Genomic DNA, 20,674 nt, shown 5'->3' on the forward strand with positions numbered 1-20,674 from the left:
ACCGACCGTCATTGCAAGCATCGACTGAAAACGGTGCACAATCGAGAGTCCACAATATTGTGGCTTATGGCGTTAATCATCATGTAACCTGAGACGTGTCCAGCACTTCCATGTTCGTCTGCCCGTGCGGGACGGAGACGGATCGTCGCTGTTGACAACTCCGTTACACGAGCTGACGTGCGTCCCGGGTAGGCTTGCCCTCATGGCAGCGGGAGCACGGAATATCCGGAACTGGCGTCGGTGGGTGCGAGGCGCCGGTTGGGCGGTCGCGGGCGCCGGGGCGGTGTGCTGGGTCGCGTCGATGTGGCTGGTGACGTGGCGGTGCACGCCGCGGCGAACGATGTGGTTGCGCGACGGGGTGGTATCGGTGCACAACTTGGGGGCGTACACGACCATGGGGTGGTCGGTAGGTGGGCTGTGGTTCCAGATGGGCCGTCCCTTCACGCTGCGGTGGTGGCCGGAGGAGGGGGTGGTGCGATATTGGGATGATGGGTCGGGGAACGCGAACTGGTCGGTGAGTCTTCCGCTGTGGATGCCGACGTTGGCGGGGGCGGCAGTCGTGATGGCGGTGCGCCGGGCGCGGCGGCCCGCGACGCAGTGCGCGGGGTGCGGGTACGACTGCACGGGGTTGAGCGGGGATTGCCCGGAGTGCGGGAAGGGGCGGAAGGGCTAGGGCCGAAAGTCGCGATCGCTGGCTCGCCTGACTCACGATCTCGATTACTCTCTGTTGCGTCCGCCCAATGTTCGGTATGCTCTGCTCCCATGATTGCCCGCGTTCAGTCGTTTCTGTTGCAAGGGATCGAGGCGCACCCGTGCGAGGTTGAGGTGGACCTCAACGAGGCGGTCGGCACGGGGTCCGAGCAGGCGCGGGCCGTGGTCGTTGGGCTGCCCGACGCCGCGGTGAAGGAATCGTTCGAGCGGATGCGGGCGGCGATCGAGAACAGCGGGTACGCCTTCCCGATGGGGCGGGTGGTGATCAACCTGGCGCCGGCGGATGTGCGGAAGGAGGGGCCACTCTACGACCTGCCGATCGCGATCGGCGTGCTGATGTCGGCCGGGGTGCTCTCGGGAACCTCGACGCGCCGGGCGTACAGCGGCGCGGGGGCGGCGGGGCGAGCCCGGTCCGGTGCGGGGGGTTCGGGGGTCGACGCGGCGGGGGACGGGGATGAGAAGTTCGAGTTCGATCCGCGCCAGTACCTCTTCGCGGGGGAACTCGCGCTGGACGGGCGGCTGCGGCCGGTGCGCGGCGTAATCGCGATGGCGACGCTCGCCGCGGCGAAGGGGGCCAAGGGGGTCGTCGTGCCGCACGAGAACGTGAGCGAGGCGGCGCTGGTGCCGGGGATCGAGGCGATCGGGGTGAGGACGCTGACGGAGGTGGTGGGGATCATCGCCGGCGATATCGAGGCGAGGCCGGCGCCGGCGGTGGACGTCGCGGCGATGCTGGCGACCGCCGCGGCGTCGGTGGACTTCGGGGATGTGCGGGGGCAGGAGGCGGTGAAGCGGGCGATCGTGGTGGCGGCGGCCGGCGGGCACAACGTTCTGATGCTCGGCCCCGCCGGGACGGGCAAGACGATGATGGCGCGGGCGCTGCCGGGCGTCCTGCCGCCGCTGACGGTGGACGAGGCGATCGAGATCACGCGGATCTACTCCGCCGCGGGGCAGTTGCCCGAGGGGCAGGGGCTGGTGACGGCCCGGCCGGTGCGTTCGCCGCACCACACGGCGTCGTCCGCGGCGATCGTGGGGGGCGGGGCGGTGCCCAAGCCGGGGGAGATCTCGCTGGCGCACCGGGGGGTGCTGTTCCTGGACGAACTGCCGGAGTTTCCGCGGATCGTGCTGGAGACGCTGCGGCAACCGCTGGAGGACCACGTGGTGACGATCGCGCGGTCGCACTCGGCGGTGCGGTTCCCGGCGTCGTTCATGCTGGTGTGCGCGATGAACCCGACGCCCAAGGGGGATATGCCGACCAGCGAGGTGTCGCGCGGGGCGATGGAGCGGTACCTGTCGCGCCTGTCGGGGCCGCTGATCGACCGGATCGATATCCACATCGAAGCGCCGGCGGTGTCGTGGAAGCACCTCTCCGGGGAGGCGCGGGGGACCAGCAGCGCGCAGATGCGGGAGCAGGCGCTGCGGGCCCGGGAGCGGCAGATCGCGCGGCAGGGGGCGGGGACCACGAACGCGCGCCTGTCGGGGCGGCAACTGGACTCGATGGCGGCGATCGACGAGCCGACGCGGGTGATGCTGGGCCGGGCGATGACGGAACTAGGCCTGTCGGCCCGGGCGTACGACAAGGTTCGGCGGGTGGCGCGGACGATCGCGGACCTTGCGGGGAGCGAGGCGGTGTCGGCGGCGCACGTGACGGAGGCGATCTCGTACCGGTTGCTGGATCGGAAGGTGTGAGTGGGGCAGGTCAGCGACGGCCGCGGCGGCTACCGGCGGGTTCGAGCGCCGCGGCGTGGACCGGGACGACTTCAGATGAAGTGGCATGCGAAGAGACGCTGCAGGTACTGCTCGTACGAACTGGAGGGAATCCAGCGGAATCGGTGCTGCCCGGAGTGCGGAGCAGAGCAGGCGTATCAGCCGCCGAACCTGTGGATATACCGAGCTATCGGTCTGCTTGTTGGCGTCATGGGTGTTGCGGGTGTCGGGATGTTGGCGATCTTTGGCGGCCGAGATCTGAATGCGGCGATCGTGTTGATTGCGGCGGCATCACTGTGCGTTGTGCCGTGGCTCATCGTGGTCGCTACGTATGCCGCCCGCATGGTGAGCCCGAAGTTGGAGGATCGTCCCCCTGGCCACCGTCTGCGGTCGGTGGTGTTCAACCCGGTGCTCAGGACAGATGTTGTGGATCAGTTCGTCGCCTGGGGCGCTCGCGGCGGCGGGAGCATGGACGTGTTCGGCGGCCTCTCCTCAAGGCTCCGTGATGAACTGCCCATCGAGCAGCGCGCCGATGGGGTGTGCCGCATTGTCGAGCGACTGAAACTGCACCCGCGCGTGCATTTTTCTTGGGGGTGCTGCTACGGTCGTCGTGATGTACACGCTCGCGATGTCCGAGTTCGACCCACCGCCCGTTGCGCATCCTGTCGCGGCAAGTCTCGTGTTCGGATTGGGCGCCATCGTGTATGCAGCCATCCGGTTCTGTACATCCCGATCGTTCGAGGTCAATGGCTCGGACGGCACGGTGACGGCCAGGCTCTCATGCTTTGGCTGTGTGCTGCGAACCCGGGTACACCAGCTTGTCGACTGCCACGTTGTCGTAGGGAAAGCGGAGCTGTACCAGCTCTGCCCATGGCTTTTCGCGGCGTCATCCGCGAGCGTGATCGTGCTCATCATGCCGAATGAGGCGTTGACCCTTGCGATGAGCGAGGACAGCAGCGTCGTCGACCGCTACTGGAAGGAGATGCCCAAGCCACTGCGGGCGCGACGCACCGAGGACGGCACTTTTCGCGCCCTTCGTGTAGTCGCGGGCCGGATTGGCGTTCCCGGCTGGTTCTCGCATACTGTGCAAGTTGGGGGCGGGCGTTGTGGAGGCCGTGCGATGCGACAGTCGCTTGTTCAACTGTTTCTGCTGGGCCTGGCCCTCACGGCCGGCACGGCGGCGGGCATGACGCGGCAACCCTCGACACCGCCCGGCGCGGTCGGCGGGGCCAAGCCTCAGGTGCCCCAGAGCACGCTCTCGGACGCCGACCTTGAAGAGATGCTCGCGCCGATCGCGCTGTACCCGGATCCGCTGCTGGCCAACGTGCTCGCGGCGTCGGTCTATCCGGACCAGGTGAAGGCCGCGGGGGACCTGGTGAACTCCGGCGGCGACGACGCCAAGATCGAGGCGACCGACTGGGAACCGTCGGTGAAAATGGTCGCCGCGGTGCCCGAGGTCATCAAGATGATGAACCAGTACATGGATTGGACGAAGGCGCTGGGGGAGGCGTACGTCGTGCAGTCGTCGGACGTGATGGCGGCGGTGCAGAAACTCCGGGCCCGGGCCCAGGCCAACGGGGCGCTCAAGTCGACACCGCAGCAGACGGTGGTGACCAGCGGGGACACGATCATCATCCAGCCGGCCCAGCCGAACGTGATCTACGTGCCGACGTACAACCCGACGGTCGTGTACGCGGCGCCGAGTTCCAGTTCGGTGGTCGCCGCGGGCGTGATCGGGTTCGGGATGGGGGTGGCGGTGGGGGCGATCATCGCCAACAACAGCTGCGGGTGCAACTGGCACGGCGGGTACGTGTGCTGGGGCGGGGGATGGGGCGGGAGCCACTACTCGAACGTGAACATCAACCGCAACGTCAACATCAACAACAACAACATCAATATCAACAACCGGAACACCAACGTGAACGCGGTGACGCGCGAGGGGGCACGCTGGCAGCCGAACACGCAGCGGATGAACCCCGCCCTGGCGCAGGGCCAGACCCCCAACCTGTCGAACTACCGCAACGCCGGGGCGGGCGGCGCCGCGGCGAGCATCCCGAACCGGCAGCCGGGCGCGGCGCCGATCGCGAGCCGGCCGGCGCCGAGACCGTCGACGACTTCGGCCGCGCGCCCCTCGCCCGGGGCGTCGTCGATCAGCAAGCCCTCGTCGATGCCAACGGCACGGCCCTCGTCGATGACGACGTCGCGGCCGACCTCGATGCCCTCGTCACGCCCTTCATCGGCGTCGCCGTCCTCCAGGCCCGCGATTCCGCCGACCCGGTCGTCAATGGGCTCGACGCCCTCCTCGTCGAGGCCCAGCGCGTTCAGCACGGGCGGCGGCGGGGGCGGGCGCGCGGCGGCGGCCCAGCGCGGATCGTTCAGCCGCGGCGGCGGGGGAAGAGGCCGGCGCTGAGCGGGGCGAGGGCGGACGGTGTTGATCACTGGGTCAGTCGGGTCGAGTTCAAGAGAGAAGCCTCCCATGAAAACGATGCTCGGTTTTGCAGCGGCGGTGGGTGTTGCGGCCGCGATTCTGACAGGGTGCTCGACGGCCAAGCAGCCGGCTGCGACAAGCGCGACCGAGCCGCAGGTCGTGACCCAGTTGACGTTCGCGACTCCCGAGGATGCGGTGCAGGCGCTGGCGTACGGGACGGCGAACGACGATCGCGCCTACCTCAGGCAGGTCTTCGGCCCGGAGGTCGATCAACTCAGCAGCGGCGATCCGGTCGTCGACGCGGTTGACGTGAGGCGGTTCGCCCAGGCGATCGAGAAGCACCACGAGGTCGTACAGAACGCGGACGGCACGGCGACCGTCCTGATCGGCGAGCAGAGCGTCGAGTTTCCCGTGCCGCTCGAGAAGGTGGATGGACGCTGGATGTTCAACACCCCGGCCGGAGTAGAGAACCTGACCGACCTGCGGGTCGGATACAACGAACTTCGGACGATCGAGTTCATGGGCCTGCTGCCCGCAGCGCAGGAGGAGTACCGCAAGTCGGACCCGGACGGCGACGGCATCCCGAACTATGCCCAGCGTCTGGCGAGCACGCCGGGGAAGAAGGATGGGCTGTACTGGGAGGCGGGCCCGGGCGAGCCGCAGTCGCCGCTGGGCCCCGTCGCCGCGAGGGGCGACAACTCGCTCAGCGAGTCGCTGGGGTTCAACGGGTACTTCTTCCGCGTGCTGGTCCGGCAGGGATCGGGGGCCCCGAGCGGTGCGAAGGAATACATGAAGGACGGCTCGCTCACCGAGGGCTTCGCGGTGGTGGCGTGGCCGGCGGTGTACGACGGAACCGGGGTGATGACCTTCCTGGTCGGCGTCGATGGCATCGTGTACGAGAAGGATGCCGGAAAGGACTCGGCGCAGACCATCCAGGCGTACGACCCTTCGGACGGGTGGCGCGTGAGCGGGACGACGAAGTAGGCCGCGCCGGGTCGAGCGTGGGCGTAGGGGGCGGGGAGCTCAGTTGGGTTGAGGGGTGGTGCGGAGGTAGGGCTTGAGTTCCTTGAATCCCTTGGGGAAGAGTTTCTTCGCTTCGTCGTTCGGAACCGACGGCAGGATGATGCAGTCCTGCCCGTGCTTCCAGTTGACCGGCGTGGCCACCTTGTGGTTGGCGGTGAGCTGGAGCGAGTCGATCACGCGCAGGATCTCGTCGAAGTTGCGGCCGGTGCTCGGTGGGTAGGTGATGGTGAGCTTGACCTTCTTGTCGGGACCGATCACGAAGACGCTGCGGACGGTGAACGTGTCGCTCGCGTTGGGATGGATCATGCCGTAGAGGTTGGCCACGCTCTTGTCGGCATCGGCAAGCAGCGGGAAGTTGAGCCTGGTTCCCTGCGTCTCTTCGATGTCCTTCGACCACTGCTCGTGGCTGGAGAGCGGGTCCACCGACAGGCCGATCACCTTCACGTTGCGCTTATCGAACTCCTTCTTGATCTTGGCGACCTCGCCCAGTTCCGTCGTGCACACGGGCGTGAAGTTCTTGGGGTGGGAGAAGAGCACCGCCCAGCTCGTTCCGATCCAGTCGTGGAACCTGATCTTGCCTTCGGTCGAGTCCTGGACGAAGTCGGGGGCCGTGTCGCCGAGTTGGATGGACATGAGATCCTCCTGGTGTGATAAGGAATCGAGAATCCACCGAATGGTAGTGGGGGGTCGATTGTCCGGACAGCGCGGCTACACACGACGGAGGACGGCGTACGCGAACGCCTGGTTCTTGCCCCACGGCGTGCCGTGGTCCTCGGCGGCGGAGTTGACCAGCCGGAACGACTCGCCGAACTCGCCGGCCAGCAGCGAGGCGTCGTAGCGGCACACGGGGAGCCCGCTGCACCGTTCAGGTCCGGTTCGTGCGAACGTGGCCATGATCACGTGCCCGCCGCGCGGGATCGCCCGCTCCACCGTCGCGATGTACCGCCGCCGGTCGTCTGGGGAAGTGAGAAAGTGGAAGACCGCGCGGTCGTGCCAGAGGTCAAGCTCACCGACGTCGCCAGCGTCGAGCGCATCGGCGACGATCCAGCGGACGCGGTCGGCCCGCTCCCCGAGGCGGGCGCGGGCACGGTCGATCGCCGCGGCCGAGATGTCCAGCACCGCGATCTCGCGGACGCCGCGGCCGACCAGTTCGCCGGCCAAAGCCGATTGCCCACCTCCGACATCGATCACTCGTTCCGGGAGTGGCGAGATGGAATCGAACAAGGCGAGCGACGTGGTGGGGGTCGCCTGGAACCAACTCAGTTCGGCGTCCCCTTTGGTCTCGTAGACGCTTTCCCAGTGGGCGCGAGTGTCCATCGGGGGGTTCCTACTAACGGCGGACGCGCCGGGTGGCGACGGTGGTGGTGCGCTGTGCACCGTGCCCGAGGATGCCAAGGTCAATCAGCACAGCCAGGACAACCAGGACCAGGTAGAGGCCCGAGATGCCGCCGTTGGAGTTCATCCCGAACGCATAGGCGAGGGTGGTGAGCGGCATGAACAGGAACCCGAGCACGGGCCACAGCACCGTCTGGTAGGCCTTGGCGAGGTAGTTGCTGGTCAGGAAGATCAGGATGATGACGACGCGCGGGAAGAAATAGGCAAGCAAGCCGAGCAGGCAGGGCATGGTGAGTCTCCCGGGTTTGCTCAGAACGCGAGGCGGGTCACCAGTTGCACAACAATGAGCGTCTGGACGCCGGCGACCAGATCGTCCACCAGGATTCCCCAACCGCCGCGGAGCCGTTGGAGCGAATAGGCGGGCGGGAGTTTGAGAATGTCGAAGATCCGGAAGGAGACAAACGCCAGCGCGAGCGTGAGGGCCAGGCGCGGGGTGGTCGAGAAACTCGCGGCGGGCAGGCCCAGCAGGGGGAGGCACTGGCCGGCGGTCTCATCGGCGACGACCGACGATGGGTCCTTCTTGCCCCAGCGGACCTCCGCAGCGGGTCCAAAGGCGATACACCCGAGTGACGCCATGGCGCACAGGGTGAGGAGGACCGTGTGGTAGATCGCCCCGGCACTGGGGTCCTTACCAGTGGGAACGATGCCGCCGAGGATCAAGAGCCCTGCCAGTCCGATTGGCGGAAGCGACCCCCATGTTCCGGGGGCTGGGCGAAGCGTGCCGAGGCCTCCGCTGGTTACGAAGAACCAGCCGACGGGGGAGAGGGGGAGGGGGGAGGGGGGAGTCACGCGTCGGTTCCCGGGGCCGCGTCCGACCGGGTGTTCATCAGAGCGGCGGCGTGTCGGACATAAGGCCAGCCGGACCAGACTGTTACGAGCACGGTGAGCCAGACCAGCCCGGCAATAAACCACCCCGCCGGGGTTCGAACTGCCCCGCCGCCACCTTCTGGCCAAGTGACGGCCGGTGCGAATGAGAGGATGCCCAGGATGGTGGGGACGCAGACGGACTGCAGGACCATCTTGAGCTTGCCGCTCATCGTGGCGGGGAATTTGACGCCGTCGGACTCCAGAACCGCCCTGATCGAGGTAATCAGCAGTTCACGGGCGAGGATGACGGCGACGACCCACGGTTCAGCGCCCGAGACCTGAATCGACCATGCCCGCCCGCCCACGGAGAAGCCGGGGCCGGCGAGAAGGATGAACGCGGAAATGACCAGCAGTTTGTCCGCAAACGGGTCCATGATGCGGCCAAAGGCGCTGGTGACGCGCCACTTGCGGGCGAGGTAGCCGTCGAGGAGGTCCGTCAGGGCCGCGACGGCGAACAGGGACGCCGCGACGACCAGCTGCGGCAGGAACGGGTGCTGGCGGGGGACCGGGGCGAGCGAGAGCAGCGGGAGCGACCGTTCGTAGTCGAACCCGGCGAGGGACGCGAAGAAGCCGATCGCGAGGAAAACCCGGGCAACGGTGAGGATGTTGGGGAGCCTGCGCTGGAGGGGCGTGGGCGCGAGGGCCGGCGGTGGCGGCGTCTCACGCGAGGCCGAGGGGACGGGAACAGGATTGCTGGAGGCGGGGTCCATGCCGCGTCATCGTAGTGGATCGAGTGAAGGAGTCCGCACCGGAGGCACTGAGAGCCGCCGCGTGTTGAACGTGGTCGGGCCCTGCTCTATCCTCACGCCCTAGGCCTTGGCGGGGGTGCGGGATCGCGGAGTCTGGGTTTGACCGAACTTTTCAGCCCGGTCCTGCTCTATGTCGGTTGTGCGGTGGGCGCCGGGGGGGTCTGCCTTGCGCTGCCGCGGCGCGGGGTGAGTCCGCAGGTGATCGGGGCGATCCTGGGAGCGGTGGGTCTCGGGCTGGTTCTGCTGGCGGTGGGGCTGCGGACGACGCCGTCGGCGCTGCCGGGTCCGCTGTTCTACATCTTTTCGCTGATTGCGCTGGGGGCGTCGCTGCGGGTGATCAGCCATCCAAGGCCGGTGTACGCGGCGCTGTACTTCATCCTGACGATCGTTTCGAGCGCGGGGCTGTACCTGCTTCTGTCCGCCGAGTTCATGGCGTTTGCCCTGATCATCGTGTACGCCGGGGCGATCCTGATTACCTACCTGTTCGTGATCATGCTGGCGACCGAGTCGCCGACGGCGGACGCGGTGGACGCGCTGCAGGACTACGACCGATACAGCCGCGAGCCGATCGTGGCGACGGTGGCGGGGTTCGCGGTGCTGGCGGCGCTGACCACGATGATCGGGAACGGGGCGGCGCGGCTGCCGATGCGGCCCGCGGGGTCGGAGGTGGCACTGCTGCAGGAACTGCCCCTCAAGATCCAGCGGGACCTGGTGGATGCGGGGGTGATGACGGCTTCGGAGCGGATCGTCCGCGGGGTCGGCGAGGAGGGAGAGCGCGGGGCGTACCAGATTGATTTGAGGGAGCGGACCGCCGTGGTTGCGAGCCCGGACGGGGTGGAGCGGACGGTGGAGATCCCGGCCGGAATCTCGCTCGCGAACGTGGAAGGGATCGCGTTCAGCCTGCTGAACGACCACCCCGGGGCGATCGAGATGGCGGGCGTGGTGCTGCTGATGGCGATGCTGGGGGCGGTGGTGCTGGCGCGGAAGAAGGTGGAGATGGACGACGCGGCCAAGCGGGCGGCGGCGACGCGCCTTCGCGAAGAGATGCCGACGGCGCCAGGGGCCGCCGCATGATGACGCAGTTGATGACGCTGGCCCAGGCGGGAACCCCCGAGGCGATGCCGCAGTCGACCCTGCTGCACTACTTGGTGGTATCGGCGTTGATGTTCGCGATCGGGCTGATCGGCTTCCTGACGCGCCGGAACCTGATCATCATGTTCCTGTGCACGGAGCTGATGTTCCAGGCGGCCGGCATCGCCCTGATCGCGTTCAGCAGGTTCTGGCTGAACCACACGGGGGAGACGTTCGTGATCTTCGTCCTGACGGTGGCGGCGGCGGAGGCGGCGCTGGCGCTGGCGCTCGTGGTGCTGCTGTTCCGGCGGAAGGAGACGCTCGACGCCGAGCAGTGGCGCGAGATGCGCGGGTAGGGAACGGGTCAACCGGGGGCCGGGGCAGAGAAGGATGGTCGTGGCGAGTGCTTGAGATCGTGCAACAGATTGGCGCCGTCGTCCTGGCCTCGGGCAGTGCGCTGGCGGTGCAGGCCGGCGGGCACGCGGCGGAGGCCGCGCACGGCGCGGCCGGGCTCTTCACGCCGGTGAAAGCGGTGGCCGGGGCGGGCGCCGTGGCCTGGGTGCCGGCCCTCACCATGCTGGCGACGCTGCTGTGCGGCCTGTGCGCCGCGCTCCGCATTAGGACGAAGCTGCCGGCGGTGATCACGGTGGTGTGCCTGGCGGGCGCCTTCGCGGCGATCGCCTGGACCTACGCGCAGTCGCTGGGCCACCCGGCCACGCCGCAGATCGCGCACGTGTGGGACTGGATCGACGTGCAGTGGGGCGGGAAACCGGCGCAGAGCCTGGTTGCCCACTTCTCGTTCTATGTCGATTCGCTGACGCTGTTCTGGATGCTCTTCGTCACGGGGCTAGGGACGCTGATCGCGCTGTACGCCAGCGAGTACATGGCCGGGGATGTGGGTGTCGGGTACAGCCGGTTCTTCGCGGCGTTCAACCTGTTTGTGCTGTCGATGTCGTGCCTGGTGATGGCCGACAACCTGATCCTGCTGTACCTGGGGTGGGAGGGCGTGGGGCTCTGCTCGTACCTGCTGATCGGCTACTTCTACACGAAGCCCTCCGCCGTCGCCGCGGCGAAGAAGGCGTTCATCATGAACCGCATCGGCGACTGCGGGCTGGCGCTGGGGATCTGGCTGACGTTCACGCTGTTCGGCACGGTGCGGTACGAGGAGCTGTGGCCGCTCATCAAGCCGCACATGGATGCGGCGCTGGAGGGGCGACTGGCCGAGGTGCCCTTCTTGGTCCAGCTCATCCCGGTGCTGCTTACCGTGGGCGCGTTCGGCAAGTCGGCGCAGTTGCCGCTGTACACCTGGCTCCCCGACGCGATGGAGGGCCCGACGCCCGTCTCGGCGCTGATCCACGCGGCGACGATGGTCACCGCGGGGGTGTACCTGGTCGCGCGGTTCATGCCGCTGTACGCGGCGAGCGAGTGGGCGCTGCCGATCGTGGCGTGGGGCGGCGGGCTGACGGCGTTCTGGGCCGCGACGATCGGGATGGCGCAGTTCGACATCAAGCGCGTGATGGCGTATTCGACCATCTCGCAGCTGGGGTACATGTTCGGCGGCCTGGGCGTGCTGGGCCCGGAGGGGGGCGTGAGCCACGTGCTGACGCACGCGTTCTTCAAAGCCCTGCTGTTCCTGGCGTGCGGCGCGGTGATGCACGGATTCGCCGGGCAGCTCGACCTGCGCAAGCTCTCGGGCCTGCGGAAGATCCCGGGGTGGCGGATCGTCGGATTCACGATGCTGGTCGGATGCCTGAACCTGTCGGGCTTCCCCTACATCACGGCGGGGTTCTGGTCGAAGGACCTGATCATCGGTGATGCGTTCGTGAACCCGCACACGCAGGTGGTGGGGTGGCTGCTGCTGATCACGGCGGGCCTGACCTCGTACTACACCTTCCGCGTGTACTTCCGCGTGTTCGAGGGGCCGGTGGCGTTCGAGGCGGGGGAGGAGGCTCACGGGCACGGCGCGGGGGATCACGCTGAGCACGGGCATGGCCACGGGCACGACGGCCATGACGCCCACGACGGGGCGCACGCCGGGCACGGGCACGGGGAGTTCCACCCGCACGCCCCCGGGTGGGCGATCAACTTGGTGCTGACCGTGCTGGCGGTGGCGACCTTCGCGGTCATCCCGCTCGTGTTCACGCACGGCGGCGAGCCGAGCTGGGCCGGGCGGATGGTCGATCACTCCACGGCGAACGTGCACGCGATCGGGCACGAGCACGCGACGTTCTTCGGGTTCGATCCGCACGCGGTGCTGCCGATCGTGTCGGGGATCCTGGCGATCGCCGGGATCCTGGTCGCCTGGTGGCTGCACCTGGCGGGCCGGACCACGGCGGCGACCAGCCGGGCCGATGCGCTGATCCCGCTGATGGGACCGATCCCGCGCTGGGGCCAGAACAAGTGGTACGTCGATGAGCTGTACCACTTCCTGTTTGTGCTGCCGCTGCGGGTGGTCTCGCACATCTGCTTCCTGATCGACAAGCTGCTGGTGGACGGGCTGGTGGACGCGGCGGGGTGGGCCCCGCGCGGCGTGGGCTCGTCGATCCGGCCGGCTCAGTCCGGCGTGCTGAACGACTACGCGGTGCGGATGGTGACGGGTGTCGGGGCGTTCCTGCTGATCGTGATCATCGTCGCCGGGGGTGCCGCATGAACCTGGTGATGCTGATTGCCATCCCGCTGGCGGTGGCGCTGGCGATGCCGTTGATTCCGGCCCGGAGCGCCAAGACCTTCGCGACGGCGGCGACGCTGGCGGCCCTGGCGTGGTTCCTGGTGGTCGCGGCGCAGTTCCCCTGGGCAGCAGGGAGCAGCGACCACATGGAGTGGATCCAGCCCTGGTTCCCGGGCATCGGCCTGTCGCTGTCGCTGGCGGCGGACACCGTCTCGATGCTGCTGGTGGGCCTGACGGTGCTGCTGGGGCCGATCGTCGTGGTGTGCTCGTACAGCGCCATCACGGAGCGGGTGCGGACCTACTACGGCTGGTTCCTGGCGCTCCAGGCGTGCATGACCGGGGTGTTTTTCTCCCGCGACCTGATCCTGTTCTACATCTTCTTCGAGTTCACGCTGATCCCGATGTACGTGCTGATCAACCTGTACGGGGGCAACGACCGGCGGCACGCCGCGACCAAGTTCTTCCTGTTCACGTTCACCGGCTCGCTGATAACGCTCGCCGGCTTCGTGTTCCTCGCGGTCAAGAGCGCTGCGGGGATGCCGCTGGGCGCGGAGAACGGCGGCTGGTCGTTCCAGTTCAGCGACCTGAGCGCCACGGCCAATGCCCTGCCGCTGTCGGTGCAGTCGTGGGTGTTCCTGGCGATCATGATCGGGTTCGCGGTGAAGGTGCCGCTGTTCCCGGTGCACACCTGGCTGCCGCTGACGCACACGCAGGCGCCCACGGCGGGCTCGGTCATCCTGGCCGGCGTCCTGCTGAAGCTGGGAACCTACGGGATCTACCGTTTCGGCCTGGGTTTCACGCCCGATGCCGCGATCCACTTCGCCCCCGCCATCGGTGTCCTGTCGCTCATCGGGATCCTGTATGCCGGGTTGATCTGCTGGGTGCAGACCGACGCCAAGAAACTGGTGGCGTACTCGTCCGTGTCGCACCTTGGCTTCTGCATCCTGGGGATGTTCTCGATGACGGCCATCGGGCTGACCGGCTCGGTGCTGTACATGATCAACCACGGCCTGTCGACCGGGGCGCTGTTCCTGCTGATCGGGATGGTCTACGAGCGGTACCACACGCACTCGATGAAGCACATGTCCGGGCTCGCGGCAAAGATGCCGGTGTGGGCTACGTTCATGGTCTTCTTCGCGATGGCCTCCGTGGGCCTGCCCGGACTCAACGGCTTTGTCGGTGAGCTCTTCTGCCTCATCGGCACGTTCCAGGGGTGGAGCGGCTGGCCGTCTCACGGCGCTCTGAGCGCGGCGGTGCCCGGCGAACTGGGCCCCTGGTTCGCGTTCTTCGCGGCGCTGGGCATGATCGTGACGGCGATGTACCTCCTGTTCCTTGTCGGCCGGATCGTGTGGGGCAAGCTCGAGCTTCCCACCGGGCATGGCGATGACGGGCACGGGCACGGCAACCACTCTGAAGCACACGCCGAGGGACACTCGACGCTGCCGGTTGACCTCAACGCGAGGGAGATCGGGGTGCTGGTGCCGCTGGCGGTGGCGTGCATCGCGATCGGCTTCTATCCCAAGCCCCTGGTGGACGTGCTCGACGGTCCCTCGCGGCAGCTGGCCGGATTCCTGGAGCACCGGCGGCAGGCGATGGCCGCGAACGCCGGGCGGGTGGCGGGGCCTGAGGCAGAACCCGCCACGAATGCTGGGCACGATGCAGACGACTCGCATGGGCCGGCCGACGGGGGGCATGAGCACACGGAAGGAGCCCCGCGATGATCGATCGCATCGCCGGTCTCTATCCCGAGATCGCCCTGTTCATCACCACGTGCGTCGTGATGGTCATCGGGCTCTCTCCGAGCAGGTCGGTGCGCCGGCTCTGCGGCCCGTTGAGCGCGGTCGGGCTGGTCGCCGCGTGGGCTCTGGCGGCGCGGGGTGAGGGGGTCGTGGGGTCGTCGCTGCCGGGCCTGGCGTACTACTACAAGCAACTGGTGTGCGCGGCGGGGCTGCTGCTGGTGCCGCTGCTGCAGGGGACGGTCGATCGCGAGTACGAGGCGGCGGTGGCGCGTGGGGCCCGGTTCGATGCGATCCGGTCCAACACGGCGGAGTTCTACTCATTCTTCCTGTTCTCGCTGACCGGGTGCCTGCTCTGCGGCGGCGCGCCGGACCTGATCTGGCTGTTCCTGGCGCTGGAGCTGACGAGCCTGCCGACGTATGTGATGGTCGCGATCTCGACGCGGGGGAACCGGTCGATGGAGGCGGCGGTCAAGTACTTCTTCCTGGGGGCGCTCTCCGCGGCGGTGTTCCTCTACGGGTTCGCCCTGCTGTACGGCGCCACGGGCACGACGTCGCTCGCCGGGATCCAGGCCTCGCTGGCGGCCCAGCACGCCGCGGGTGGCATCAGCCCGCTCGCGGTCGCGGGCGTGCTGATGATCGTGCTGGGGCTGTGCTTCAAGATCGCCGCGGTTCCGATGCAGTTCTACGCGGCGGATGTGTACCAGGGGGCGGCGTCGCCGGTGTCGGCGATGCTCGCGTTCGTGCCGAAGGCCGCGGGCTTTGCCGGGTTGATGCTGGTGCTGTCGGCGGTGGGCTGGTCCTTCGGCTCGACCCCGGCCAGCACGGGCGAGTCGCTGCCGCCGACGATCCGGCTCACGCTGTGGGTTGTGGCCGTGCTGACGATGTTCACCGGGAACGTGCTCGCCGTGCTCCAGACGTCAGTCAAGCGGCTGCTGGCGTACTCGTCGATCGCGCACTCAGGATACATGCTGGTCGGCCTGATCGCGGGGCCGGGGGAGACGGTCGCGAGCAACGGTCTCTCCGCGGTCCTGTTCTACCTGACGTGCTACGCGGCGATGACCATCGGCGCGTTCGCGGTCGTCGCCTCGATCGAGCGGCGCACGCCGGACGGTTCGGGGGACGAGGCGGAGAGCATCGCGGACCTGCGGGGGCTCTACCAGTCCCACCCGTTGCTGGCGTGGGTGATGGTGATCTGCTCGATGGGCCTGCTGGGGCTGCCCCCGCTCCTGGGGTTCATGGGCAAACTGACGCTGTTCACCTCCGGCATCTCCAAGGGCGAGATCGTGCTGGTGATCGTGCTGTGCCTGAACTCGGCGATCAGCGCGTACTACTACCTGCGTCTGGCGTACATGGCGCTGCTGGAAGCGCCGGATGCAGCGCCGATCGGCCGGCCGGTCGTGCGGACGCCGTTCAATGGGCGCGTGATCGCGGGCTTTGTCGGCGCCGCCGGGGTGGTGGCGCTGGTGGCGGTGAGCGACCCGCTCTCGCGTGCAGCATTCGACCTCGTGCAGACCCAGCCGCTCTACAAGGGGACTCGGGCGCGGCCGGTCGCGGCCGGAGCCGAGGGCACGCCCGCGCCCCGCGAACCGCAGGACCCGCGAACGAATCAGAACTGAGGTCAGGCCAGCCGGCGCCGGGAGTTGTTATCCGGCGCGGACCCGCACCACGACCAGCGTGACGTCATCGGTGCGGGCGTGCAGACCGGTGTGCTGGCGGAGGTGCCAGAACAGCCGCTCCGCAACGTGGGCGGCGCTGGAGTCCGGGGCGGAGTTGAGCGTTTCCAGCAGCGCCGCCGTGAGGCCCGCGTTGCCGAATCGTCGGCCGGCGAAGGAGAGCGCGTCGATCAGCCCGTCGGTGAAGCCGACCAGCATGTCCCCCGGCGCGAGCTGGCAGACGCCGCCCGAGTACCGCTGCGAGGCGTCGATTCCCAGGGCCATCCCGCCCTCCGCGAGTTCGGTGATGTCCTCGGCGCGAACGGGCCGGCCTGGCGATCGCCTGATCAGCAGCGGGGGGTTGTGACCCGCGTTGCAGTAGGTGAGCCGCAGGGTCGCGGGGTCGATGACGCCGTACCACAGCGTGGCAAACTCGTCGTCGTGGGTGTCCGCGGCCAAGGCGGCATTCACCCGAGCGAGGACCTCCTTGAGGTCGTAGACATCCTGGGCGTGGGCACGCAAGGAGGCCCGCACGGCCGACATGAGCAGCGCCGCGGGGACGCCCTTGCCGACGACGTCGCCAACGACGATCCCAAGATTCCCGCTGAGGGGGATCAGGTCATAGAAGTCGCCCCCCAACTCGGTCGTGGGCTGGTACTTGGCCGCGATGTCAAGGGCGGGGATCGTGGGCATGGCGCGGGGCAGCATGCGCCGCTGGACGTTCGCCGCGAGGCGGACCTGGTGACGAACCCGTTCGTTTTCCTCCCGCAGCCGACGGAGGCGTGCATTGATGACCGCCGCGGCGGACTGGTCGGCGATCGATCGCAGCAGGCCCTTCTCGGCGCGGGTGAAGCGGCGGGGAGTCCGGGCGTAGAGACGGATGAGCCCGATCGCGCGGCCCTGGTACATCAGGCCCGTCGAGAGGAGCGAGACAAGCCCCTCGACTCGGACGCGCTCCGGGTCGGGCATGCGTGGGTCGGTGGTCAGGTCGTCGACGGCGATGATCTCACCGCCGAGCGCTGCCTTGCGGATGGTGCTGGCGTGGGCGGCGCTCGCGCTCCCGGCCACCCATTCGGGGCTCAGGCCCCGGGAGGCCTTGACGACCAGGTCGGCCTCCTCGTCCTCGACCAGCGAGATCGAGCCGCCATCGACGCGGAGCACGTCCATAGCCAGGTCGAGAGCCGCGGTGAGGAGCGAATCGGCGTCCTCGCTCTGCACGAGCATGGAACTGAGACGGTACAGGGCGCCCAGTTCGAGCACCCGCTGGCGGAGTGAGACCTGGGCCTCGCACCCCTCGGAGACGGTGGCGGCCAGCCGCGTCAAGGCGTTGCGAAGCGAGTGCCGCTGCTTCCCGGTTCCCGGCACCGGCTCGGCCATGACCAGGTGGCCGAGTTCCCCGGTCGAGATACGGAGAACAGCCCGGAACGTCGGGGCGGCGGGGACGTAGGCACGTCCGGCGAGCTCAAACGCGCGCTCCGCGGCGGACTCGTCGCTCACCGTAATCCACGCGGCCCCGCGATCCCCCGGCACGATCGCGCTCCCGCCCGCATCGCGCATCCAGATCGGCACGCCGGTCATGCGGGTGAGCTCGTCGCAGACAGCGACCAGCGACGCGTCGGTGACGAAGTCGCGCAGCGTCAGCGGGCCGCGGTCCGGTTGGGCGGGGTCGCCGGCGGGGTCCGCCGGGTCGACAGGATTGGGGTGCGGCTGGGCCATCGCGGGTCGGGTCGATCGTATCCGCCAGCCGCGAATTGTCCGGATGCTGGAGAGGTCCGGGTCTATTGGTCGTCGTGCTGGTCGCGAAGGGCCTTCAGGGCCTCGAGCCGCTGTTTATGGATCGGGCGATCTGGCTCGAGTTGCGTGAGGGCGGTGAGGTGGCGCTCGGCCGCGGCAAAGTCCGACTTCTTGATCGCGACGCTGGCGGCGAGCTCCCGTTCCTGCGGGTCGTAGGGGGCGATCTGCGTAGCCCGCTCGGCCTTGGCGAACGCGGCGTCCCAGTTGCCCGTGGCGGCGTACCGCCGGGCGAGTTCGGCGGCGTAAGCGGGGGACTTCTGCTCGCGGGCATCGAGGTATTCGAGGTGCGGGATCGCCGCGTCGGGCCCATCACCGTTGCCCGCCAGGTAGTACTTGGCGAGGAGGCGGTGAGGGAGCGGGTCCACGGGGCGCGCAGCGGCGTACCGCTCCAGCAACGGGACCAGCACGGCGGTCGGGACCCCCGCCGTGCCCTGAAGGTCCATGTCGATTGCGATCTCGAGGGCGTCGGCAAGGTCGGGGTATTCGTCCAGCCAGCGGCCGACCATCTCGCGGGTGATGTCGGGAAGGCTGTCATCATCGACCGGCTGGTCCGCTTTGGCGGCGGGCTTCCGATCGAGCGGATCGGCGGCATCCTCGTCGGCGGGTTCGGTCTTCGCCGCGGCCTCGCGCCGGAGCAGGTCGCGGATCGTGGGCTGACCTGCCTTGGGGGCGAGCCCCCAGGCCTGGACCTGCCCCTGTGCCCACTGCGTGAAGGCGTCGAAGAACGCGTCTCGGGAGACGCCGAGCACGGCCTGGAACGCGGCTTCCTCTCGGACGCCCTTGGCGTACTGATCCATCAACTCCAGCGGCGCCTCGCGGCCGAAACGCTCGATCATGAACTGGTACATCCAGTGGGCCTGCGCGTAGGCAAGGGACCGATCGGTCGGCTTCTCCGGCCGGATGAACGCGAGGTTGATGGCGGTGAAATCGAAGAGGGCGTCTGATCGCAGGGCATCGGCGAGGAGCCTGCAGGTCTGGTTCTCGCGCGGAGCGAGTTCGAGATAGACCGCCGCGGCCTCCGTGAACCAGTGGGGGATCCGGTTGTTGGTCCGCGCCAGCGAGACGGTGTGGGTGAACTCGTGCCGGACGACGCGGGCCCAGTCGTAGGTGCCCAGGTGGTTGGCCCCCTCGCGGGGGGTCTCCATTGCGATCACCGGGCCGGTGCTCGCGGCGATGGTGTGGATGGCCGGCATCCCGGCGATGCGCACGCCGAACCAGCGGTGGTCGGGCATCAGGTCGATGACAGTCCTGGGAAGCCCGTCCTCGGTCACGCTGGTGGTGGGCGCGTAATCGATCCCGCCCGGCCCCGCGCCCGTCACGATGCGGTAGTTCTCCTCGAGCGGGCCGACCATCTCGCGGGCCATGACGCCATCGATGCCGGGCTTGTACCGGATGATGAAGTGCTCGCTCTCGATCGTGTCGTAGGAGCGGAGTTCGGTGACCAGTTTCAGGCTGTTGCCGGCCCGCACGTTGAAGGGATCCAGGCGGGTGGCCTCGGTCAGGGCGCGCTCCGCGCGGGCGTCGCGCCCGGCCTGGATCTCCAGCAGTCCCAGTTCGATCAGCGGCGCAGGCCATGAGGGGAGCCGCTCGTGGGCCGTGCCCAGGTAGTCGGCCGCGAGCGCGTACTGGCGGGCCTCGGCCAGCGTCCGGCCGATCTCGTACACCGCGAGGGCCGAGCCGGGCGAGAGCGCGTCGTACGCGGCGGTCCATTTCGCCAGGGCCTCGTCGTCGTAGGCGCGGGCGGCGACGGCGGCCCGGAGCGCGACCGCCCCGCGCATGGCCGGATATCGGGCCAGCGCTTCGTCGAGCAGCTCCGCGGCTGATTCGGGATCGTTGATGCGGAGCGACGCGCGGGCGCGGAGCATCGAAGCCAGCGGCGAGGCGCCCCGTGCCGAGTCCGCGTCCTGCTCGTCGCCCGCCGCCGTGCCCGCGGCCTGGGTTGTGATGTCGAGGCGGGCCGCGATCCGTTCCGCCGCGGCAAGGTCGAAGGACCACACGGCCATGTCGCCGAGCATCGCCCACGCGCGAGCGCACGAGGGGTTGAGCTCGAGCGTGCGGATCAAGGCCTGCTGGGCCTCGCTGGGGTTGTCCTTGTCCAGCAGCAACTCGGCCTCGACAAGCATGGCCGGCCAGTACAGCCGGTCGAGCGAATCCCGGACCCGGGCAAGGATCGACATCATCGCCCGGTAGTCGCCGCCGGCGGGGCCATCGCCGGCTCGGAGGCGGGACCGGAGCGCCAGCACGCGGACTCCGTCGACCAGGTCGGCCGGAGTCCGGAGTGATCCGGCCACGGCGGCCGCCACCAGCGGCGCCATGGCCTCGACCGCGTCGTCGTACCGCCCCATGGCGGCGAGGGCCTCGGCGCGGATGCGGACCGAGCGAGGATCGGCACGGCCCTCCAGCGCGGCCAGCGACTCGGCGAGTTCGCCGCGGAGCAGCATCGCCTCGGCTCGGTCAAGAGGATCGGCGTCGAGAGACTTGAGCGAGGGGTCATCCAGCGCGCCGCTGGTGAGCGCCGCGCGGGCCATGCGCGCCGGGGTATCCAGGTCGGCGGGCTCCCAGAGGCCGTGGAAGATCCGGAGGTCCTTCAGCTCGTCTTCAGTGAGGTATTCGGCCCGGAGCAGCCGCCTGATCGCGGCGGGCTGCGAGGGTCGCTCCATCGGCTCAGCCGCCTGCGGCGGCGCGGAGGCGGCGTCGCGCGGCGACGGGGCGACACCCGCCGCGGCGATCAGGATGAACGCGATGACCGTGCCGCGCCGGGCGCGGGTCCGTCTATTTCCCTGGCCAGTGTTTCGCGTGCTGTTGCCCGACGTGTTCACGCGTGGTCCTCGAGCCCCACAGCGGCCTGTTCGCACCCGGGGCCACCATGGACT

At 68.8% G+C, this 20,674-nt stretch carries 17 protein-coding genes; 9 read left to right on the plus strand and 8 right to left on the minus strand.

Translation table 11 applies throughout. The annotated features are described in order from the left end of the window. The first annotated feature begins 202 nt into the window (after positions 1–202). Positions 203–673, plus strand: a complete 471-nt coding sequence (locus tag KF745_14920) for a hypothetical protein (protein MBX3359710.1) — start codon at positions 203–205, stop codon at positions 671–673. An 89-nt stretch (positions 674–762) separates the two neighbouring features. Continuing rightward, positions 763–2,397, plus strand: a complete 1,635-nt coding sequence (locus tag KF745_14925) for a YifB family Mg chelatase-like AAA ATPase (protein ID MBX3359711.1) — start codon at positions 763–765, stop codon at positions 2,395–2,397. A 510-nt stretch (positions 2,398–2,907) separates the two neighbouring features. Here KF745_14925 and KF745_14930 read toward each other — a convergent pair. Continuing rightward, positions 2,908–3,330, minus strand: coding sequence for a hypothetical protein (locus KF745_14930; protein MBX3359712.1), 423 nt, complete (start codon positions 3,328–3,330; stop codon positions 2,908–2,910). A 205-nt stretch (positions 3,331–3,535) separates the two neighbouring features. Between KF745_14930 and KF745_14935 the strand changes: the two genes are divergently transcribed. Both KF745_14935 and KF745_14940 read left to right on the plus strand, forming a co-directional pair. Further along, positions 3,536–4,825, plus strand: a complete 1,290-nt coding sequence (locus tag KF745_14935) for a DUF3300 domain-containing protein (GenBank protein ID MBX3359713.1) — start codon at positions 3,536–3,538, stop codon at positions 4,823–4,825. Between the two features lie 75 nt (positions 4,826–4,900). Continuing rightward, entirely contained in the window at positions 4,901–5,827 is a 927-nt protein-coding gene (locus KF745_14940) for a DUF2950 family protein (GenBank protein MBX3359714.1), read from the plus strand. 39 nt (positions 5,828–5,866) lie between these two features. Here KF745_14940 and KF745_14945 read toward each other — a convergent pair whose 3' ends face one another. The 5 genes from KF745_14945 to pgsA all read right to left on the minus strand — a co-directional run bounded on the left by KF745_14945 (position 5,867) and on the right by pgsA (position 8,838). After that, positions 5,867–6,499 carry a peroxiredoxin gene (locus KF745_14945; GenBank protein MBX3359715.1) on the minus strand — a complete coding sequence of 211 codons (633 nt, stop codon included), beginning with the start codon at positions 6,497–6,499 and terminating at the stop codon, positions 5,867–5,869. A gap of 75 nt (positions 6,500–6,574) precedes the next feature. Then, entirely contained in the window at positions 6,575–7,183 is a 609-nt protein-coding gene (locus KF745_14950) for a class I SAM-dependent methyltransferase (GenBank protein MBX3359716.1), read from the minus strand. Between the two features lie 13 nt (positions 7,184–7,196). Then, positions 7,197–7,490 (minus strand): hypothetical protein, encoded by a 294-nt coding sequence (locus KF745_14955; protein ID MBX3359717.1) that lies wholly within the window; start codon positions 7,488–7,490, stop codon positions 7,197–7,199. Between the two features lie 20 nt (positions 7,491–7,510). After that, a complete protein-coding gene (locus KF745_14960) occupies positions 7,511–8,050 on the minus strand; it encodes a phosphatidylglycerophosphatase A (protein MBX3359718.1) in 540 nt (179 codons plus the stop codon). Continuing rightward, positions 8,047–8,838 (minus strand): CDP-diacylglycerol--glycerol-3-phosphate 3-phosphatidyltransferase, encoded by a 792-nt coding sequence (gene pgsA / locus KF745_14965; protein ID MBX3359719.1) that lies wholly within the window; start codon positions 8,836–8,838, stop codon positions 8,047–8,049. Before pgsA ends, KF745_14960 begins: the two co-directional genes overlap by 4 nt. A 138-nt stretch (positions 8,839–8,976) precedes the next feature. Between pgsA and KF745_14970 the strand changes: the two genes are divergently transcribed. Genes KF745_14970 through KF745_14990 form a run of 5 tightly spaced genes read left to right on the plus strand, consistent with a single transcriptional unit; the run spans position 8,977 to position 15,971 of the window. Continuing rightward, positions 8,977–9,951: an NADH-quinone oxidoreductase subunit J gene (locus KF745_14970; GenBank protein MBX3359720.1), complete on the plus strand. Its 975-nt coding sequence runs from the start codon at positions 8,977–8,979 to the stop codon at positions 9,949–9,951. Between the two features lie 11 nt (positions 9,952–9,962). Then, on the plus strand, positions 9,963–10,304 hold the full coding sequence (gene nuoK / locus KF745_14975) for an NADH-quinone oxidoreductase subunit NuoK (GenBank protein MBX3359721.1): 342 nt from the start codon (positions 9,963–9,965) through the stop codon (positions 10,302–10,304). Between the two features lie 47 nt (positions 10,305–10,351). After that, positions 10,352–12,598, plus strand: a complete 2,247-nt coding sequence (gene nuoL, locus KF745_14980; protein ID MBX3359722.1) for an NADH-quinone oxidoreductase subunit L — start codon at positions 10,352–10,354, stop codon at positions 12,596–12,598. After that, positions 12,595–14,337 carry an NADH-quinone oxidoreductase subunit M gene (locus KF745_14985; protein ID MBX3359723.1) on the plus strand — a complete coding sequence of 581 codons (1,743 nt, stop codon included), beginning with the start codon at positions 12,595–12,597 and terminating at the stop codon, positions 14,335–14,337. Before nuoL ends, KF745_14985 begins: the two co-directional genes overlap by 4 nt. Next, entirely contained in the window at positions 14,334–15,971 is a 1,638-nt protein-coding gene (locus KF745_14990; protein MBX3359724.1) for an NADH-quinone oxidoreductase subunit N, read from the plus strand. Before KF745_14985 ends, KF745_14990 begins: the two co-directional genes overlap by 4 nt. A gap of 27 nt (positions 15,972–15,998) precedes the next feature. On the opposite strand, the gene KF745_14995 is transcribed toward KF745_14990, so the two are convergent. Next, positions 15,999–17,723: a SpoIIE family protein phosphatase gene (locus KF745_14995; GenBank protein ID MBX3359725.1), complete on the minus strand. Its 1,725-nt coding sequence runs from the start codon at positions 17,721–17,723 to the stop codon at positions 15,999–16,001. 62 nt (positions 17,724–17,785) lie between these two features. Further along, positions 17,786–20,620, minus strand: coding sequence for a hypothetical protein (locus KF745_15000; protein ID MBX3359726.1), 2,835 nt, complete (start codon positions 20,618–20,620; stop codon positions 17,786–17,788). Between the last annotated feature and the right edge of the window lie 54 nt (positions 20,621–20,674).

This window comes from Phycisphaeraceae bacterium (genome assembly GCA_019636655.1).
GTDB lineage: Bacteria > Planctomycetota > Phycisphaerae > Phycisphaerales > UBA1924 > JAHBXB01.

Bases quoted from the DNA above. Each gene is read 5' to 3' on its own strand.
- KF745_14920 (MBX3359710.1), top strand. From the start codon at position 203: ATGGCAGCGGGAGCACGGAATATCCGGAACTGGCGTCGGTGGGTGCGA.
- KF745_14925 (MBX3359711.1), top strand. From the start codon at position 763: ATGATTGCCCGCGTTCAGTCGTTTCTGTTGCAAGGGATCGAGGCGCAC.
- KF745_14930 (MBX3359712.1), bottom strand. From the start codon at position 3,330: ATGATGAGCACGATCACGCTCGCGGATGACGCCGCGAAAAGCCATGGG.
- KF745_14935 (MBX3359713.1), top strand. From the start codon at position 3,536: ATGCGACAGTCGCTTGTTCAACTGTTTCTGCTGGGCCTGGCCCTCACG.
- KF745_14940 (MBX3359714.1), top strand. From the start codon at position 4,901: ATGCTCGGTTTTGCAGCGGCGGTGGGTGTTGCGGCCGCGATTCTGACA.
- KF745_14945 (MBX3359715.1), bottom strand. From the start codon at position 6,499: ATGTCCATCCAACTCGGCGACACGGCCCCCGACTTCGTCCAGGACTCG.
- KF745_14950 (MBX3359716.1), bottom strand. From the start codon at position 7,183: ATGGACACTCGCGCCCACTGGGAAAGCGTCTACGAGACCAAAGGGGAC.
- KF745_14955 (MBX3359717.1), bottom strand. From the start codon at position 7,490: ATGCCCTGCCTGCTCGGCTTGCTTGCCTATTTCTTCCCGCGCGTCGTC.
- pgsA (MBX3359719.1), bottom strand. From the start codon at position 8,838: ATGGACCCCGCCTCCAGCAATCCTGTTCCCGTCCCCTCGGCCTCGCGT.
- nuoK (MBX3359721.1), top strand. From the start codon at position 9,963: ATGACGCTGGCCCAGGCGGGAACCCCCGAGGCGATGCCGCAGTCGACC.
- KF745_14985 (MBX3359723.1), top strand. From the start codon at position 12,595: ATGAACCTGGTGATGCTGATTGCCATCCCGCTGGCGGTGGCGCTGGCG.
- KF745_14990 (MBX3359724.1), top strand. From the start codon at position 14,334: ATGATCGATCGCATCGCCGGTCTCTATCCCGAGATCGCCCTGTTCATC.
- KF745_14995 (MBX3359725.1), bottom strand. From the start codon at position 17,723: ATGGCCCAGCCGCACCCCAATCCTGTCGACCCGGCGGACCCCGCCGGC.